The sequence below is a fragment of the Hyphomicrobium sp. genome, from assembly GCF_035572195.1.
Classification (GTDB): domain Bacteria; phylum Pseudomonadota; class Alphaproteobacteria; order Rhizobiales; family Hyphomicrobiaceae; genus Hyphomicrobium_B.
In genome coordinates, this window is record NZ_DATNBA010000028.1 from 1 (window position 1) to 18,584 (window position 18,584).

The 18,584-nt window shown below is 59.4% G+C and carries 12 protein-coding genes; 9 read left to right on the forward strand and 3 right to left on the reverse strand.

The features are described from left to right. Window positions 1-1,110, forward strand: a 1,110-nt coding sequence (locus tag VN623_RS02570) for an extensin family protein (protein ID WP_325567811.1), incomplete at its 5' end; no start/stop codon positions are given. A gap of 29 nt (window positions 1,111-1,139) precedes the next feature. Here the strand turns inward: VN623_RS02570 and VN623_RS02575 are convergent. The 3 genes from VN623_RS02575 to VN623_RS02585 all read right to left on the reverse strand — a co-directional run bounded on the left by VN623_RS02575 (window position 1,140) and on the right by VN623_RS02585 (window position 8,873). Then, complete coding sequence (locus VN623_RS02575) at window positions 1,140-4,412, reverse strand: tetratricopeptide repeat protein (RefSeq protein ID WP_325567813.1); 3,273 nt, start codon at window positions 4,410-4,412, stop codon at window positions 1,140-1,142. Between the two features lie 106 nt (window positions 4,413-4,518). Continuing rightward, a complete protein-coding gene (locus VN623_RS02580; RefSeq protein WP_325567815.1) occupies window positions 4,519-7,689 on the reverse strand; it encodes a multidrug efflux RND transporter permease subunit in 3,171 nt (1,056 codons plus the stop codon). Window positions 7,690-7,703: 14 nt separating this feature from the next. Further along, window positions 7,704-8,873, reverse strand: coding sequence for an efflux RND transporter periplasmic adaptor subunit (locus VN623_RS02585; protein ID WP_325567817.1), 1,170 nt, complete (start codon window positions 8,871-8,873; stop codon window positions 7,704-7,706). A gap of 254 nt (window positions 8,874-9,127) precedes the next feature. Between VN623_RS02585 and VN623_RS02590 the strand changes: the two genes are divergently transcribed. The 8 genes from VN623_RS02590 to pepN all read left to right on the forward strand — a co-directional run bounded on the left by VN623_RS02590 (window position 9,128) and on the right by pepN (window position 18,476). Continuing rightward, on the forward strand, window positions 9,128-9,748 hold the full coding sequence (locus VN623_RS02590) for a TetR/AcrR family transcriptional regulator (RefSeq protein WP_325567819.1): 621 nt from the start codon (window positions 9,128-9,130) through the stop codon (window positions 9,746-9,748). 268 nt (window positions 9,749-10,016) lie between these two features. Then, the gene (locus VN623_RS02595; protein WP_325567821.1) at window positions 10,017-10,841 is read left to right on the forward strand and encodes a quinoprotein dehydrogenase-associated SoxYZ-like carrier; all 825 of its coding nucleotides are present in this window, start codon (window positions 10,017-10,019) and stop codon (window positions 10,839-10,841) included. 25 nt (window positions 10,842-10,866) lie between these two features. Then, entirely contained in the window at window positions 10,867-12,165 is a 1,299-nt protein-coding gene (gene soxC, locus VN623_RS02600; protein ID WP_325567823.1) for a sulfite dehydrogenase, read from the forward strand. 91 nt (window positions 12,166-12,256) lie between these two features. Continuing rightward, complete coding sequence (locus VN623_RS02605; RefSeq protein ID WP_325567825.1) at window positions 12,257-12,691, forward strand: cytochrome c; 435 nt, start codon at window positions 12,257-12,259, stop codon at window positions 12,689-12,691. Window positions 12,692-12,889: 198 nt separating this feature from the next. Beyond that, window positions 12,890-14,104, forward strand: coding sequence for a saccharopine dehydrogenase family protein (locus VN623_RS02610; protein ID WP_325567826.1), 1,215 nt, complete (start codon window positions 12,890-12,892; stop codon window positions 14,102-14,104). Continuing rightward, window positions 14,104-14,532: a hypothetical protein gene (locus VN623_RS02615; RefSeq protein WP_325567828.1), complete on the forward strand. Its 429-nt coding sequence runs from the start codon at window positions 14,104-14,106 to the stop codon at window positions 14,530-14,532. Before VN623_RS02610 ends, VN623_RS02615 begins: the two co-directional genes overlap by 1 nt. A gap of 51 nt (window positions 14,533-14,583) precedes the next feature. Continuing rightward, window positions 14,584-15,729 carry a carboxynorspermidine decarboxylase gene (nspC, locus tag VN623_RS02620; RefSeq protein ID WP_325567830.1) on the forward strand — a complete coding sequence of 382 codons (1,146 nt, stop codon included), beginning with the start codon at window positions 14,584-14,586 and terminating at the stop codon, window positions 15,727-15,729. Window positions 15,730-15,818: 89 nt separating this feature from the next. After that, window positions 15,819-18,476 (forward strand): aminopeptidase N, encoded by a 2,658-nt coding sequence (gene pepN / locus VN623_RS02625; RefSeq protein WP_325567832.1) that lies wholly within the window; start codon window positions 15,819-15,821, stop codon window positions 18,474-18,476. The last annotated feature ends 108 nt before the right edge of the window (window positions 18,477-18,584 follow it).

The window sequence follows — 18,584 nt, forward strand, 5'->3', positions numbered from 1 at the left end:
GTGGTCAAAGCCAGGAAACTTGCCCGCAAGTCGTCGATCAATCTCTCCCGCATCGTGTTTATCGGCCTGATTGCGCTGGCATTTATGCCGCCCGACAGCTTGGAATCCGTGCGTGTTGCCGGCACGCGGCTAGCTGAGAACATCGAGATCGTGCGCACGCGGCCTCTGTCGGCGCCCGGCGATGCGTCGTCGTCGGCCTCCGTTCCCCGGCAATCGCCACAGCCGGAGGCGGGAAACGATAACGACGTCGGTCAGGCGCATGTCGAAAGCGCGGCCAAGCCGGAACCCTCACCGGCGGAAGGAGCCGCCCAGCCTGTGAAGCCTGACGCGCCGCCCGCTCCCGTGCCGCCGTCAGCGCAACCGGCCCCGCCGTGGACCGAAACCGAGATTGCAAAGGCGCGCACGCAATGTAATCGACTACTCAACAAGGTCACGCTGGTCGCCGACGTCCTTGAACCAACGAGGGAGGGCGTTTGCGGAGCGCCGGCCCCTCGCCTCGTCAAAAGTCTGGGCGTCAGCAAAGTCAGGATTGATCCGTCGCCGGCGCTCGACTGTCCGATGATTGCGGCGTTGAATACTTGGCTTGCGGACAAGCTACAGCCGGCCGCACAGAAAGGCTTCGGGTCGCCGGTTGTCCGCATTCTGGCCGAGGGCGCCTATTCGTGCCGCAATCGCTATGGCCTGGCGAAGGCTCCGATCAGCGAGCACGCCTTCATGAATGCCATCGACATTTCGGGATTTGTTTTGGCGAACGGCAAAGTCATCAAAGTTAGCAAGTCTTGGGCGCCCCAGTCACACGCTCTGCAGGGCAGCCTTACGGCGAAGCCAACCCCACCGAGCCGCGGTCTCAAAATTCTGGCCGTTGCCGAAGTGAAGCTCGGCGCAAGCGACTTAGCTAAGCAGGTCGCGGTCAAATCGAAGCCATCGGCACCGTCGGCTGCGGAGAAGGAAAAGGCCGTGCGGGAAGCGGAATCGGTTTTCCTGCATCGGGTGCATGACGATGCCTGCGATATTTTTGGTACGGTGCTCGGGCCCGATGCGAATGCCGCGCACCACGACCACTTTCATCTCGACATGAAGGCTCGCAAATATCGTTCGATTTGCGAATAGCGGCGATCAACGAGTAATTGCGACGCGCCTTAGACCTTCAGCGCAATAACTTCCATGCAGGTGCGATAGCGTTCGCTGATGTTGTACTCGGCGAATTTGAAGCCTTGAGTTTCGAGCAGCTGCACGAGTCGCGCTCTGGTAAAGTTGTGGTAGTGCTCGAGCTCGCCCCAATAAGGGTTCGTGCCCGTCGCATCGAGAACCCGCCAAATGATAGAATCCATATTCGGCATCGAGATAAACAGCGCGCCGCCGGGCCGCATCATGCGATGTACGGCGGCAAGCGATCGTTTTGGAAATGGTACATGTTCCAGAACATCCGCCATGCTGACGACGCTGAAGCGTTCGACGGCTGCGATGTCTTCGATGTCGTCGGAGTAAGCTTCGAATCCAAGGTTCCGCAGTTTCGCAACGTTCTCGGTGCGCAGATCGGTACCGACCGCACCGAAACCCCATTCCGCCGCCGTAAACAGCAATGACCCGTTGCCGACACCGATGTCGAGCCAATCGCCATTCGGGACGTAACGCGCCACCCGCTCGACCATCTTTGCCGAGACCTTGCGTTGGTTCTCGGCGTCGTTGCCGACCTTCTGGTTGCCGTGCGTCGCGGAAAAGATGATCTCGCAGGCCTCGGGCGTAAAATAGCCTTCGGTGAAGACATGGCCGCACGAGGAACATGCGCACCACTTCATCGTCGGCGGAAGTTGCGGCTTATAAAGAGGGTGGTTGGTGACTTTGGCCTCGATCTGGTGAGGAATGTCAGCGCCGTCGCAGAGCGGGCATTTGTCGTAGAGCGTGCGGGTATTTTCCAACGGCATCACCGTTTCGATCGGTGCCTTCGACTCGTTATCCACCACGACGAATGGGCGGGGCGCTTCTGCTGATCTCATAATATCCACCATCGTCTCAAAAGAGCTTTCGAGGTTGCGAGCGTAGCGATGCGAGTCAAAGAGAGGTGCGGTTTGACGCTGCTCGGCGAGCTTGTGCCGGATTTGTTCGAGCCTGCCTTTGTCGAGTGCCAAGGTCAGCGCCGCCTGCGCGTACTCTTCGGGGCTATGCGTGATCAGCTCCGGCAAATCCATCGCCGTCAGCAGACTGGCTGCGACACGTCCGGAAAATGTCTCTCCCATGCACGTCAACACCGGCAACCCGACCCAGAGCGCGTCGCTGGCCGTGGTGTGCGCGTTGCAGGGAAGCGCATCGAGAAAAAGGTCTGCTAAGCGTTGCCGCGCGAGATGCTTCGCGATCGGAAGCCGGCCGGCGAACACGAGGCGATCCGACTCGACGCCTCGGCTTGCCGCCTCGCGCCTTAGGTTTTCGAGGCAAATATCATTGGAACCCAGCAACCATAAAACGGAACCCGGCACGCTCTGAAGCAACCGCATCCAGACGTCGAACATTGCGGCATTGATTTTATAGCTGTTGTTGAAGGAGCAGAATACGAAAGCATCTTCCGGCAGCCCGAAGTCGGCGCGCGTCACCGGCTCTTCGTCAATTTTACGCTGTCTGTCATTGGGCTGATAGCAATGCGGAAGATGCACGATCCGTTCGGAATACTGCTCCTGATGCTCCATCGGAGCGACAATGGCATCCGCCAGGATATAGTCGATGAAATCGGCACCCATCGTCCCGGGGTAGCCGAGATAGTTCACTTGAACCGGCGCCGGTCTATAAGCCAGAATCTCCGCGCGGGCGTCTTTCGTGTAGCCCTTGAGATCGATGAGAATATCGATGCCATCGGAATGGATCGTCTGCGCCGCATCATGGTCGGACATGGCGCCGATATGCACATAATGTTCGAACGCACCGATGATGCGGTGGCGAAGCTTGCTGCCGTCGTCCGGGCTGAAGCAGTAGCCGAATAGCTCAAAACGCTTGCGATCGAGATTTTCCAGGATCTCGACGAGAAGCATCGTCGTCGCATGCTCGAAGAAATCCGACGATAGAAATCCGACCCGAATGCGCTGATCGACGCCCGAGCCGTTGTGATGACTCTTGAACTGCGCTGCTTCCGGCACCCCAAACATTTTCGCGTAGCGACGGGCCGCGTCGAGTTGATCGGACCTGCTCGACAGCATCGAGATCAGGTTAAACGGCGCGACACTCGTCGTTCTCGCGCGGAAAAGTTCGAGACAGCGCTGATCCTCGGTGTCGAGACCGTCCCAGTCGCAAAGGATGCGGCGCAAATTGGCAAACTCGAAGCGATTGACGATCGAGTCCGGCGCGCACTCGACGGACCTGGCAAATGCCGACCGGGCGTCTTCGAACCGTTCGCGTTCTTTAAATGTCACCGCCAGGTTGTAGTGGGCGACAGCGAGATCGGGGTCGAGTTTGAGCGCATGCTCGAATGCCTGAATTGCGCCCGTGTGCATGTTCATGCTTCGCAGCAGACATCCGACGTTGGCGTAAGCCTCGGCGCGATCCGGATCGATTGCGAGGCCCGCCTGGTAGCTCGCAAACGCCTCTTCTTTTTGCCCTGAACCCTCAAGCGCGAGCGCCAAGTTAAAGATCCAATCGGCACGGTTCGGCTCTAGAAGGATCGCCTTGCGATAAACGCTGACCGCCTCCTGGTGGCGCCGCTCGGCACGTAAAAAGGCGCCCAATTGGTCGAGACTTTGCGCGAGTTCGGCGGGAGTCTTCGCCTGCGCTTCGAGCAGGGCTTGGGCGGTATCCAACGACTCGGTCGACGCCAGGATGCGGCGCTCAAGGGTCCCCGCCGCCTCGTGGCTGGGATTGATTTCGAGCGCCCGGCGACAATGAACCAGTGCTTCAGCTGCGTCACCCGATTGCAGCATAAGCTCGCCCAGCCGGGTGAGAATATCCGGTTGCACCGGCTTCAGCCGAAGTGAATCCGAATAGGCGGCCGCCGCGTCGACGTTGTTCTGCGCAATGCGGAGAAGGTTGCCGAGCACTGCAAAGGCTTCCGAGCTGGTTGGCTGCAGCGCCATGCACCGCCGGCAAGCGTCGATGGCCTCATCGGCGTGTCGCATTTCTCCCAGAATGACCGCGAGGTTCAGCCACGCCTGGTGATTGCGTGGATCGATCGTGAGACTTTGTCGAATGTAGTCGACGGCATCGGGGCGAGCATTGAGTTTGAAAGCGATCAGGCCGAGGTGATGCAGGCTCGGAGCGTGTCGCGGAGACTTTGCCAGCACGCGACGGTGCGCGAGATCGGATTCGTGCAGCTTGCCCGCCTGCAGGTACTGCACGGCATCGCGAAAGTCGCGAGCGAGCACGGGATCGACGGCCGACAACGGCTTGGCACGGGCATTGGCTGATGCCTGGCGGCGCTCTTTGCGATTCATCCCGCACTCGATTCGGTGAGCTGAATGCTCCAACAATGATGGAGTCGATTCATGCCCGCCGCATCGTGTGCGAGGCTTGCGCCGAACGAAAGAGGCGCGTCAATCCCTACTCCGCCGGCTGAGGTGCCTCAGGGCCGGTCGCGACCTTGCGGCGGCCCAGTCCCGAGAGCCAGCGGCAAACGACGTAGAAGACCGGCGTGAAAATGAGACCGAAGACCGTCACGCCGATCATGCCGGCAAACACAGCCGTACCGAGCGCCTGCCTGAGCTCGGCGCCGGCGCCAACCGCCCAGACCAGCGGCACGACGCCGAGAATGAAGGCGAGCGACGTCATCAAAATGGGCCGCATTCTGAGGCGCGCGGCCTCAACCGCGGCAGCGAATCGATCGCGGCCTTGCACCTCAAGCTGCTCGGCAAATTCGACGATCAGAATAGCGTTCTTCGCCGCAAGACCGATCAAGACCACGAAGCCGACCTGCGTCAGGATGTTGTTGTCCTGACCACGCAGCACGACGCCTGAAATCGAAGCGATGAGGCTCATCGGCACAATCAGAATGATCGCAAGAGGCAGGGTCAAACTCTCGAACTGCGCCGCAAGAACCAGGAACACGAATGCGACGCCCAACGCAAATGCGAAGATCGAAGCGTTGCCTGCGCGAACCTGCTGGTACGCGAGTTCCGTCCATTCGTAGCCGAAACCGCGCGGCAGGGTTTCCGCCGCCATCTTCTGCATGATGTCGATGGCCTGACCCTGCGAATATCCGGGGGCCGCAGAGCCGTCGAGTTCGGCGGCGGGGTAGAGGTTGTAACGCGGAACACGCGACGGCCCCGATATGTCGTCAACGGTCGTAAAGGAACCGAGAGGCACAGCATCGCCGTTCGCATTGCGGACATGGATTTTAAGGATGTCTTTGCTGTCGAGCCTGAATTGACTGTCCGATTGGGCCGTCACGCGGAATGTCCGACCAAGCAGATTGAAGTCATTGACGTAGGCCGAGCCGAGATAGGTCTGAAGGGCCGAGAACACGTCAGAGACGTTGACGCCAAGCATCTCCGCTTTGGTGCGGTCGATGTTGAGGTAAAGCTGCGGTGTCGACGTCTCAAATAACGAGAAGACCTGCTGAACGCCGGTCGTCTGTGCGGCCTTAGCCATCATGGCATTGACGGCGCCCTGCAGCGCTACCGAACCGGCGCCCGAGCGGTCCTGAACCATCATCCGGAAACCGCCGGCGCTGCCGATACCACGCACGGGGGGCGGCGCCACAACGAAAACCAGTCCATCCTGAATCGCAGAAAACTTAGCGAGTAGCGCAGCCTGTATGTTTGGCGCCGACATGCGCGGGTCTTTGGCGCGCTCCTCAAACGGTTTCAGCGTGACGAAGACCGCACCTGCATTGGGTGCGTTCGTGCGCGTCGCACCCGAAAAACCCACGATGTTGACGGCATGAGCAACGCCGGGAACTTCAAGGGCCAATTCGGAGACCCGCCGGTTAACCGCGTCAGTGCGCGCCAGGGAAGCGGCGGGTGGCAGCTGGATCACCGTGATCAGATAGCCGGCATCTTGTTGTGGTATGAAGCCGACCGGCGTCTTACGGAACTCGTTCAGTCCGAAAGCTATCAAGCCCGCATAGACGACGAGCATCAACACGGCGAGACGAACCACGTGCTTGACGAGCCAGCCGTATCCCGACGATAGCTTTTCGAAACTCCAATTGAAGCCGCGGAAGAATGTGTGCACCGGCCACATCAGCAGGCTCGACTTGTGCTGCGCCTCGTGTGGTTTCAATAGAAGCGCGCAGAGCGCCGGGGACAACGTCAGCGAAACGATCAGCGAAATGACGGTGGCACCGGCAATCGTCAGGGCGAACTGGCGATAGAACTGCCCCGATATCCCGGTGATGAACGCCGAAGGAACGAAGACCGCCGTCAGCACCAGCGCGATCGCGATCAGTGCCGTTCCGACTTCCTCCATCGTCCTATAGGCTGCTTCACGCGGGTCCAGGCCCTTGGCCATGTTGCGTTCGACGTTTTCCACCACGACGATCGCATCGTCGACCACGATTCCGATCGCGAGTACGAGACCGAACAATGACAAGTTGTTCAACGAAAATCCGAATGTCGCCATCAGAAAAAAGGTGCCGATGAGAGACACCGGGATGGCGACGATTGGAATAATGGCGGCGCGCCACGTCTGCAAGAAGAGCACGACGACAAGCACGACAAGAACGATCGCCTCGAGAATGGTTTCAACGACCGCGTTGACGGACTGCTGAATGTAGTCGGTAGGGTTGTAGATGATCGTGTACTTGATGCCCGGGGGGAAGCTTTTTGAAAGCTCCGCCATCTTCTGTTTGATGGCGTCGGCCGTATCAATGGCGTTCGAACCGGGAAGCTGGAAAATGCCGAGTCCGACAGCGGCGGTCTTATCGAGGTAAGAATTGACGCCGTAGTCGAGGCCAGCAAGCTCGACGCGCGCCACGTCCCTTACTCTGACGACAGCGTCGTTGTTTTGTTTAACAATGATATTGCCGAACTCTTCGGGATCGGTCAGCCGTCCGAGCGTTTGCACCGATATCTGAAAGGCGTCCGGATGCTTGAGAGGCGGCTGGCCGAGAACGCCGGCCGCGACCTGAACGTTCTGCCGTTGCAGTGCTTCCACCACGTCGTTCGCCGTCAACGCCAGCGACTGAAGCCGATCGGGATCGAGCCAAACGCGCATCGAATAATCTCGGCCGCCGAAGACTGTAACCGAGCCGACGCCTTGGATGCGGCTCAGCACATCAAGGACGTTGAAGTTAATATAATTCGATATGAACAGCGTATCGCGAGAATTATCGGGCGAGAGAAGATGCACGACCATCATCAGGTCGGGAGAGGCCTTGGCGACAGTGACGCCGATGTTGCGCACGTCAGCAGGTAACCGCGGCAGCGCCGTCTGAACGCGATTTTGAACCTGCACCTGCGCGATATCGAGGTTAGTGCCGAGGTCGAACGTAACGGCGATCGAAAAGCGCCCGTCTCCCGTCGAATTCGACGTGATATAGAGCATGTGCTCAACGCCGTTGATCTGCTGCTCGAGCGGCGTAACGACGGTCGCAGCCACGACTTCAGCGCTGGCACCGGGATACTGGCCAGTGACATTGACCACCGGCGGCGCAATCTCGGGATATTGCGCAATAGGCAAGCGGCTAAGCGACACCGCGCCAATAATGACGAGAACAACCGAAATAACGGCCGCAAAAATCGGGCGATCAATGAAGAAGTGCGAGATGCGCATCTAGGGTCCGTTATTCAGTTGGTGCGGACCGTTGGGTCCTTGGCTGTCATCGCTTCGGCCGATGCCTGCTGAGGCGTGACCTTGGCTCCCGGCCGGACGCGCATGAGCCCGTTCACGATGATCGTGTCGTCGGGGCTCAGGCCGGTCCTTATGACCCGCAAGCCATCGACGACAGGGCCGAGTGTCACGTACTTCGGCGTGGCGACATCGTTGTTGCCGACGGCAAATACGAATTTTCGAACTTGCTCCGTGCCGATCGCGGTATCGGGAACGAGCAGCGCCTCTGCCGGCGGCGACGTTGATATCCGGATGCGGCCGAACATTCCGGGCGTTAACTTGCCGTCGGGATTTGGGAATTCGGCACGACCACGGATCGTGCCCGAAGCCCGGTCGATCACGTTATCGACGAAATCGATCCGGCCCTCATGAACAAAGTCTTTTTCGTCGATCAGCTTCAATTGCGCAGGCAGCGACTTCAAGCCGCTGTCCCTGCTTTTAGACTGCGCATCCGACAGGGCATCGATGTAACGCAAGTAGGAAGCTTCATCCATTGTGAACTCGAAACGGATCGGATCGACCGAGACAATCGTTGCAAGCAGCGTTGTGTTTCCCGCCGTGCCTCCGGTAACGAGGTTGCCGATCGAGACACGGCGATCGCCTATACGCCCTGAAATAGGTGCTGTCAGCTGAGTGAACGTCAAATCCAGATCGGCCTGACGCGTCGCGGCTTCCTGCGCCGTGACGTTCGCTTCGGCGACGCGCTTGGCCTGCGTGCGTTGATCGAAGGTTTGCTGCGTGATCGTCGAGCCGCGCACGAGACCTTCGCCGCGCTTCAGGTCGCTTTCGGCAAAGGCGAGGTTTGCTTTCGCCTGCTCGATGGCTGCCTGCGCCTGATCGAGCGCGGCTTGGAACGGACGGCGATCGATGGTGAAAAGAGGATCACCCGCCTTGACCAGCTGGCCGTCGGTAAAATGAATGCTGTCGAGATAGCCGGAAACACGCGCCCGCACTTCGACGAAATCCACAGCGACGAAGCGGCCGACATACTCGTCAAAATCCGACACGAGTTTCTTGACCGGCTTGGCAACCGTCACTTGAGGCGCCGGCGGTGCGGCCGTCTGGGCGGCCGACTTGTTGTCGTCGCACGCCGACAGGCTTGCAGACAGCAAAAGCAGCGACACCATGATTGGGGTGGATCGATATAACAGCGTTTTGTCTCCGTCTCTCAAACTGCGTGTTGAGCTGTGCGACGGCCTTGGCGGGCCGGACAGCGAATAATTTATCTAAACACGAGACACTACGCGCGATCGGTCGCGACTGAGCCCCACGTCTATTCCCCTGCCGAAAGAACCGAATGACAATTGTCACCGAACTGTGCTAGACGTTACCGATCGGTAACATACAGGTACCGATCGGTAACATACTCGTCAAGGGGGCGATGAACACAACTCTGCTCAACGAAAATGGCAAGGCTGGCATCGCCGCGCTTGCGTCTCGGCCACCACGCGAGCGTATTCTGCTCGTTGCACGCGATCTTTTCTACCGCCACGGATTGCACCCCGTCAGCGTCGAAGCGATCGTGGATGCAGCCCTGACCAACAAGATGACGCTATATCGCCATTTCAAATCGAAAGACGATTTGATCGTCGCTTATGTCAATCAGCTAGCGAGCGAGGGCGATATCGTCTGGGAGCGAATTGCGGCCGACAGCCCCGGCGATCCGCAGAAGCGCCTCGATGCGTGGGTCGACCACATCGAAGACGTGTTAACGAACAAATATGAACGTGGCTGCGCGCTTGCCAACGCTGCAGTCGAACTCGATCCGGATCATCCCGCGCGGGCCGTGATCGAGGCCTATAAGCGGCGCAAACGCGAAGGCCTCGTCCAGCTGTTCAAGGCTGCACGGTATCGCGATCCCGAACGGCTCGCAGACGAAGTGTTCTTGCTCTTCGAAGGCGCCCGGATCAGCATCCAGTGCGGCGGTAAGGGTCCCGCTTCCCGTGTCGTGAGTATGTTACGTGGCCTTCTGGCAGCAGGCCCGCGCCGTACTCGCGGTTGAGAGCAACGATTACGATTGCATCCACGGATGCCTGCGGCCTCGAAAGGCGCGGGCGGCCACTTTCATCAGTATAATCTATTGTATATTCATCACTTTCAATGTTCGTCGCTATCCAGCGCATTCTTGGATATTCGATTGTTTGGCGCTTGCCTACTGATGACCGGCACCTCACATTTGTGTCATAGTCGCAATTGAGCGGCCGTGACATTTGCGGCTCGGTTACATTCGCGCAGTGCTATTCTGCTAAAAAGAAAACGACGAGGAAACGATGCGCAACATAATCATTCAAGCAGCCGCATCCGTGGCTGTGGCGCTCACATTCGGTCTTAGCTTGAACGGCGCCGCCTATGCCGCCAATCCCGGCGACACTGCAGCCTGGGACGGCATCCGGGGCGACATCTTCGGTACACGGGAAATCCTCGATGGCGCCGGCAAAGTCGCGCTTGAAGCTCCGTACCGCGCCGAGGATGCCTCGACAGTGCCGATCAGTATCCGGCTGCCCGCTGATTTCGCAAAAGGCGTCAAATCGCTGACGCTGGTCATTGATCAGAACCCGTCGCCCGTCGTCGCAACGTTCACCTATGGCGACGCCGCCGGAACCGGCGAGCGTGTTCTGGCGACCCGCGTGCGTATCGACCAATATTCGAACGTGCGCGCCATCGCAGAGACGACCGACGGCAAACTGTATATGGCGTACCGGTTCGTAAAAGCCTCGGGCGGCTGCTCGGCACCCGCTTCCAAGGATGCCGAGGAAGCGGCGAAGTCGCTGGGCAAGATGCGCGTCAAGACCGCTTTCAAGGATCCGAACGGCGCTCCCATTCAAGAGGCAGAGATCATGATCAAGCATCCGAACAATTCGGGCTTGCAGATGGATCAGGTGACCGGTCTCTACACGCCGGCGCATTTCGTGGACAAGATCGACGTCACCACGGGGGACAAGCTGGTGTTCTCGATGACCGGCGGTATCTCCATCAGCGAAAATCCGCACTTCCGTTTCAGTTATCAAGGCAGCCCATCGGATGTGATGAACGTCCACGCCGAGGACTCGATGGGCAAGGTCTTCGATGGCCACTCGACGCCGAGCCAATCCTGATACGCGATGATCGGAATGCGGCCTGATGGCCGGAAGTCTCTCAGATGACGACCTAACCCCTGTCGCAGGCGGCGGACTTTTGCACCGCCGCCTTTTGCTTAAGCGCGGCCTCGTCCTCGCGGTGGCCACTGCGGCAGCGCCGTCCGTCTCGCGCGCAGAAGATACGAAGGTCGGCGCAACCGCGGACCTCGCGAACCCACCTTGGCTGCATAAGACCGGGCTACCGTTCACGGGCTACGGCACGCCTTCGAAATACGAAAAATACGTCGTGCGCAATATCGGCGGCAACCGCGCGCCCGCCGGCGACGGCGTGTCGTGGACGCCACTCGAAGACCTTGAGGGCATCATCACGCCAAGCGGGCTGCACTTCGAGCGTCATCATGACGGCGTGCCCGAGATCGATCCGGCGCTACACCGCCTCGTGATCCACGGGCTCGTCCGCCAGCCGCTGATGTTCACCGTCGAGAACCTGTTGCGCTATCCGATGCGCTCGCAATTTCTGTTCATCGAATGCGGTGGCAACAGCAATGCCGGCTGGCACGAGGAGCCGATCCAGCGGCCGCTCGGAGCATTCCACGGGCTCGTCTCGTGTTCGGAGTGGACGGGTGTGCCGCTCTCTATTTTGCTCGATCAGGCGGGCGCCGACCCGAAGGCGTCCTGGGTTATCGCCGAGGGCGCCGATGCCGGGCTGATGAACGTCAGCCTGCCGCTGTCGAAGCTGATGGATGACGCGATGATCGCGCTCTACCAGAACGGCGAGCGCCTCCGGCCCGAGAACGGCTATCCCATGCGTCTCGTCGTTCCCGGTTGGGAAGGCGTATTGAACGTCAAATGGCTACGCCGCCTCCAGCTTGCCACCGAACCGGCCATGACGCGAAACGAGACGGCGAAATACACCGAGCTTCTTCCCAGCGGCAAAGCTCGGATGTTCACGTTCGTGATGGACGCGAAATCGGTGATCACATCGCCTTCGCCGGGACAGAAGATGCACGGACCGGAGATTTATGAGATCCGCGGCATTGCGTGGAGCGGGCGCGGCCGTATCGCCAAGGTCGAGGTCTCGGCCGACGGCGGCGCGTCGTGGGCTGAAGCGCATTTGCAAGAACCTGTCATGTCCCGCTGCTTCACGCGCTTTCGCATGCCGTGGAAGTGGGACGGCAAAGCCGCGGTCCTGAAGAGCCGCGCGACCGACGAGACGGGATACGTGCAGCCGGAGCGCGACGTGCTCGTCAAGGAACGTGGGCGCGAAGGATATTTTCACTACAACGCAATCGTCTGCTGGGCCATCGATGAGGACGGCTCGATCCGCCATGTCTATGCGTAGACCCGCAATCGCCGCCTTAACTGCGATGACGATGTTGGCTTCGCCGGCGCACAGTGATCCAGCAGCCGACGCCCCTCACCTCGGAACGCCGATGTCGCACGATGACGTGGCGAAATGGGATCTGACGATCTTTCCGGATGGCCGCGGTCTTCCGCCGGGACACGGTACGGCCAAAGAAGGCCGCCAGATTTACGAGCGCCAGTGCGCAAGCTGTCATGGCGACGAGGGTCAGGGTGCAACGGCTGAAGAACTTGTCGGCGAGCCAACGCCGCCGAGCGTCGATATTCCGAGTAAGGCCATTGGCTCATACTGGCCCTTCGCGACGACCATTTTCGATTTCATCCGCCGGAGCATGCCGCCCGCCGCACCAGGCTCGCTTTCCGCCGATCAGATCTACGCGGTGACGGCCTATCTGCTGGCAGCCAACAAGATCATCGGCGATAGCGACGAGATCAACGCCCAGACCCTACCCAAGATCAGAATGCCGAACCGCGATGGTTTCATTCCGATCGACGTCAAGAAGTGACCGCCGTCAGAGCCGCTTGGGGTGTCACAATCCGCGCGATGGTAAAATTTCCGGCTCGCTTCATGCCGACGCGCGCGCCCAAAGTCTTTGAATACTATTGAATTAACCTCTCGCGTGCCCTATTTCCCGGCCCCAGCGCGATCGTAGCGCTTGCGAGGTCGCCGGCTGGGCCGGCTGTTCAACTTTTGGGAGCGGCCGTTGGAAAACGTACTCATCATCGGGGCAGGCGCGGCCGGTTCAGTGGTCGCAAAAAAATGCGCGATGAACCGCGACGTCTTCAAGAAAATTCACCTCGCCTCGCGCCGTCTCGAAAGCTGCAAGAAAGTCCAGGCCGCCTGCGAAACACCGATCGACATCTCGCAGGTCGACGCGGACAACGTTGCCGAGACCGTTGCGCTGTTGAAAACGGTCAAGCCCGATCTCGTCATCAACATGGCGCTACCCTACCAGGACTTGCCGATCATGGATGCCTGCCTCGAGGCCGGCGTCAACTACATGGACACCGCCAATTACGAGCCGCGTGAAGAAGCCAAATTTACCTACAAATACCAGTGGCCCTACCACGATAAGTTCAAGGAAAAGGGACTGATGGCCGTCCTGGGCTGCGGTTTCGATCCGGGCGTCACTAACATCTTCTGCGCCTACGCGCAGCAAAAGCTGTATGACGAGATCCATACGATCGACATCATCGACTGCAACGCTGGCAGCCATGGCAAAGCCTTCGCGACGAACTTCAACCCGGAGATCAATCTCCGGGAAGTGACGCAACGCGGCAAATACTGGAAAGACGGCGAGTGGATCGAGATCGATCCGCTGAGCATATCGACGATGATCGACTATCCCGAAGTCGGGCCGGTCAAGTCCTACCTGATTTATCACGAGGAAGAGGAAAGCCTCGTCGAGAACATCAAGGGCTTGAAGCAGATCCGCTTTTGGATGACCTTCTCGGACAACTACATCAAGCACCTCGACGTGCTGCAGAACGTCGGCATGACGCGCATCGATCCCGTCATGTACAAGGGCACGCCCGTCATCCCGATGGAGTTTTTGAAGAGCCTTCTGCCCGAACCCTCCTCGCTAGCCGAGAACTATACGGGCAAGACGTCGATCGGCGTCGTCTTGAAGGGCGAAAAGAAGGGCAAGAAGAAGCGCTACATGATCTGGAACGTTGCAGACCATGCCGAGACGAACAAGGAAGTCGGCGCCCAAGCCGTGTCGTATACGACCGGCGTTCCGGCCGTCGTCGGCGCGATAATGATCTTCAAAGGTCATTGGAAAGGCGAAGGCGTGTTCAACGTCGAGCAACTGCCGCCCGTGCCCTACCTCGAAGAACTCGGCAAGCAGGGGCTGCCCTGGCACGTAAAGGAAATCGACAAGCAGGACCAGAAGAAGCTTTTCGCGGTCGAGACTTGATGTCGGAAGCCGAAATTCTTTCTATCCGCAACGAATTGACCGGCCTCGTCGTCTCAGTTGTCTCCGTGAGCTTCGGCATGATCTCGGCCTATATCGCCGGGCTCTGGCTGTTCCTCAGGGAAGCGCCTCTGGTTCTCAGGTTGCTCGCATTCACGTTGCTGACATTCGGTCTCGGCTTCATGGGCGCGTTGACGGCCGGCTTGAATGACCTTCTGCTCGGAAGCGAACATGCCTGGTCGAAGCTCGGCAGCACGGCGACTGGAATTACGGGCTTCGGAAGCGAGCGTCCGGACTGGCTCTATGGCTTGTCCCTCTATGAAGCCTCGACGGTGCTCGGCGGGCTAGCATTCGCAGCGATCTACCTGGCGTTGGCCTATCTGACATTCATCTATCGATGGCCGGCCTCCAACGCTCGCACAGCATTTTAGCGCGCCGCACCAAGCTCGCGCGTAATTCAGCGTTTCCTATCAGGGTTGCCGATGGCACATTCCGACTGGTCTGAAAAAATCGCAACACCCGCTTACGTGCTCGACGAAGCAGCGCTGAAGCGAAATCTTGCGCGGGCCGCTCGCATCAAACGCGACGCGGGCTGCAAAATTCTGCTCGCGACCAAAGCGTTTGCACTGCCTGCTGCCTTTCCGATGATGCGCGACGTTCTCGACGGCACGACGGCAAGCGGCGAATACGAAGCGCGTCTCGGTCATGACGAGTTCGGCAAGGAAGTGCATGTTTATTCGCCCGCCTATGCGGACGGCGAGGTCGAACGGCTGACGAAGCTCGCGCAGCACATCTACTTCAATTCGCCGGAGCAGATGACGAAGAATCTGCCCGTCCTGAAAAGGCATCCGGAGTTGAAGATCGGCATCCGCATCAATCCCGGCTATTCGAATGCCACGCTCGGCGGGGCGCTTTACGATCCGTGTGCCCCCTACTCGCGCTTCGGCGCGACGCGCGACACCCTCGAAGGCGTGCCGTGGGAGCACGTCGACATTCTTCACGCACATGCGCTGTGCGAGTCTGGCGACGAGGGCTCCGTCGGCCTCATCGAACACGTCGGGCGGGAGTTTCCCGATTACATCCGGCGCGTTAAAACCGTGAACTTCGGCGGCGGCCACTTCATCAACAAACAGGGCTACGATATCGAGAAGCTGATCGCGGCTATCCGAGCCTTCAAAGCCGCGTTCGGTGTCGAAGTCATTCTGGAGCCTGGCGCGGGCCTCGTAGTCGATACCGGTTATCTCGTTGCTACCGTGCTCGACATTCATCGCAACGAGAAAGACATCGCTATCCTCGATGCCTCAGCCTCGACGCACATGCCGGACGTGCTCGAGGTCCCATACACGCCGTTCATTATCGGCGCTGGTGCGCCGGGCGAAAAGCCGCACACGTACATTCTGGGCGGCAAGACGTGCATGACGGGCGATATCATCGGCGAATATTCGTTCGAAACGCCGCTGAAACCTGGGGATCGCGTCATTTTTACCGACATGATGCAGTATTCGTTCGTCAAGAATAACACTTTCAACGGCGTGCCGCTGCCTGACCTCGCAATCTTGAGCGAGGACGGCAGCTATCGCATAGTGCGGTCGTTCGGGTACCAGGATTTCCGGCACCGCCTCGGCTAGGGTTTGCCGCCATCGATTGGCCGAACCAGTCTCTTTCTTCTGCGAACCGGCCGAACCCCGGTGTGCAGAAAGTTGACGTTGGGGCCAATATGAAATCTGACACTCCCAAGCCGGTCTTGCTTGCCGACTATCGGCCGCCGGACTTCCTGATCGATACGGTGGATCTCGACATCGTCCTCGATCCGACGCGGACGCGCGTCACGTCAAAATTGACGCTGCGCCGAAATCCAAAGACAAAAGTATCCGCCAAGGCACCGCTAAAGCTCGACGGCGAATTACTCGAACTCGAAAGCATTTTGCTCAACGGCAAAGCGTTGAAGCGGTCGGCCTACACCGCCAACGAGACGGGCCTCACCCTGAAGGCTCCGCCAAAGGGTTCGTTCACGCTCGAGATCACGACGATCGTCAATCCGGAGGCCAACACGGCGCTACAGGGAATCTATCTGTCGCGCGGCGTCTATTGCTCGCAGTGCGAGGCTCAGGGCTTCCGCCGGATCACCTACTTCCTCGACCGTCCCGACGTTCTGGCACGCTACACGGTGCGTCTCGAAGCGGACATCGCCGCCGCGCCCGTGCTGCTGGCGAACGGTAATCCGACCGAGCGAGGCATTCTCTCTGGCGGGAAACGGCATTTTGCCGTGTGGCATGACCCGCACCCAAAGCCGTCCTATCTGTTTGCGATCGTCGGCGGCGATCTTTCGCCTGTTTCTTCCACGTTCGTCACTCAATCCGGCCGCCAAGTCCAGTTGAACATCTATGTCGAGCACGGCAAGGAACGGCGCGCCAATTGGGCGATGGACGCGCTGACGCGATCGATGCGGTGGGACGAAACGCGCTTCGGGCGCGAATATGATCTCGATGTCTTCAACATCGTCGCCGTGTCCGATTTCAACATGGGAGCCATGGAGAACAAGGGCCTCAACATCTTCAACGACCGCCTGATCCTCGCCTCACCCGAAACAGCGACCGACAGCAACTACGAATCCATCGAAAGCGTCGTCGCGCACGAGTATTTCCATAACTGGACCGGCAATCGCATCACCTGCCGCGATTGGTTTCAGCTCTGTCTCAAGGAAGGCTTGACCGTTTACCGAGATCAGGAGTTTTCCGCCGAGCAGCGGAGCCGGACCGTCCAGCGCATCTCCGACGTCCGACAGTTGAAGGCGCTGCAATTTCCCGAGGATCAGGGACCCCTGGCGCATCCCGTTCGGCCGGAAAGCTACATCGAGATTAACAATTTCTACACGCCGACCGTTTATGAAAAAGGCGCCGAGCTGGTTCGCATGATCGAGACCGTTCTTGGCCGCGAAAAATTTCGCGCCGGAATGGATCTCTATTTCGCTCGCCACGACGGCGAGGCCGTAACGATTGAAGACTTCATCGCGTGCTTTGCCGACGCGAGCGGCAAGGATTTCACGCAGTTCAGGCGCTGGTACGCGCAGGCCGGTACGCCGGAGATCGTCTGCGATCTGACCTACGACAGGCGCAAGAAGGCCGCCGCCCTGACGGTACATCAGGTGCTGAAGCCGACGTCCGGTCAGCAGAAGAAGCAGCCGGTTTTCATCCCGCTCAGCATGGCGTTGCTCGGCGAGAACGGCAAGGAAATGGACCTCGAGGTCGAAGGCGGCGCCGAGATCCGCAAGGGCGTTCTGGCGGTCACCGACCGCACGGCGAATTTCAAGTTCAAGGGCGTCACGTCTCGTCCGGTTCCGTCACTGCTGCGGGGCTTTTCAGCGCCGGTCAACGTTACGATTACACTATCCGACGACGATCTTGCATTTCTGATGCATCACGACGGCGACCTCTTCAACCGCTGGCAGGCGAGCAATAAATTCACGACGCGCGCCATCCTGGCGATGCTGGGTGCAAAGAAGCTGAAACCGGCGGTGGCATCGAAGGCGGCAAAGCTCGCCGAAGCGCTGCGCTACGCGCTTCGCGATACGACGCTCGACGACGCCTACAAGGCCGAGCTGTTGAGGCTGCCGGCCGTGACGGACGTCGCACGCGAGAAAGCAGAGAAAGTCGACCATGCGGCGATTTACGAAGCTCACCGGACCTTCAGCCAGGCGGTTGCGAACGCATTAGCCGACGAGCTCAACGAGCTCTATGCACACGCTTCGAACGGTCCGCTCTATTCGCCGGATGCGAAAAGCGCCGGCCGCCGCGCACTTCGCAATGCGGCTTTGACCCTCCTGACAGCGCGAGGGACAAAGGACGATTACGCGCGGCTCGAAGGCCATTACCACCAGGCATCGAATATGACCGACACCGCGCACGCGCTTTATCTCATCGCGGGCGTCGATGCGCCGGGGCGCGCAAAAATCCTCGCGAACTTCTTCGAGCGATGGAAGGGCGATCATCTTGTCATCGACATGTGGTTCGCCGCCCAGGCCCAATCGCCAAGAGACGAGACGCTCGATCAGGTCAAGGCGCTCTGCCGGCATCCGTTGTTCAAGATAACGACGCCGAACAAGGTTCGCGCCTTGATCGGCACATTCGCAGCTTCAAACCCGTTGCAGTTCAATCGCGCCGATGGTGCCGGTTACGACTTCCTGGCCGACAAGGTTCTAGAGATCGATCCGCTCAATCCGCAGGTTGCAGCGCGCATGCTCGGCGCATTCCGTAGTTATCGGTCGCTCGAGACGAAGCGAAAGTCGCACGCAAAGGCGGCTTTGAAGCGGGTTGCATCAGCGTCGCGTATCTCGCGCGACTGTCACGAAATCGTCTCGCGCATGCTTGAAGACTGAAGCGCTGGAAGGCGCCCGCAAGGGCAATCCCGTTAACTTCTGCCGGGCTTTTGCTCACCACGCCAAAATTACGACGAAATTGATTGCGCTCCGATTTTTTCTCCCTCG

Excerpts from the sequence above, each read along its gene's own strand:
- VN623_RS02605 (WP_325567825.1), top strand. The coding sequence starts at position 12,257 with ATGTCGCACGATGACGTGGCGAAATGGGATCTGACGATCTTTCCGGAT.
- VN623_RS02595 (WP_325567821.1), top strand. The coding sequence starts at position 10,017 with ATGCGCAACATAATCATTCAAGCAGCCGCATCCGTGGCTGTGGCGCTC.
- soxC (WP_325567823.1), top strand. The coding sequence starts at position 10,867 with ATGGCCGGAAGTCTCTCAGATGACGACCTAACCCCTGTCGCAGGCGGC.
- nspC (WP_325567830.1), top strand. The coding sequence starts at position 14,584 with ATGGCACATTCCGACTGGTCTGAAAAAATCGCAACACCCGCTTACGTG.
- VN623_RS02585 (WP_325567817.1), bottom strand. The coding sequence starts at position 8,873 with ATGGTGTCGCTGCTTTTGCTGTCTGCAAGCCTGTCGGCGTGCGACGAC.
- pepN (WP_325567832.1), top strand. The coding sequence starts at position 15,819 with ATGAAATCTGACACTCCCAAGCCGGTCTTGCTTGCCGACTATCGGCCG.
- VN623_RS02590 (WP_325567819.1), top strand. The coding sequence starts at position 9,128 with ATGAACACAACTCTGCTCAACGAAAATGGCAAGGCTGGCATCGCCGCG.
- VN623_RS02580 (WP_325567815.1), bottom strand. The coding sequence starts at position 7,689 with ATGCGCATCTCGCACTTCTTCATTGATCGCCCGATTTTTGCGGCCGTT.
- VN623_RS02575 (WP_325567813.1), bottom strand. The coding sequence starts at position 4,412 with ATGAATCGCAAAGAGCGCCGCCAGGCATCAGCCAATGCCCGTGCCAAG.
- VN623_RS02615 (WP_325567828.1), top strand. The coding sequence starts at position 14,104 with ATGTCGGAAGCCGAAATTCTTTCTATCCGCAACGAATTGACCGGCCTC.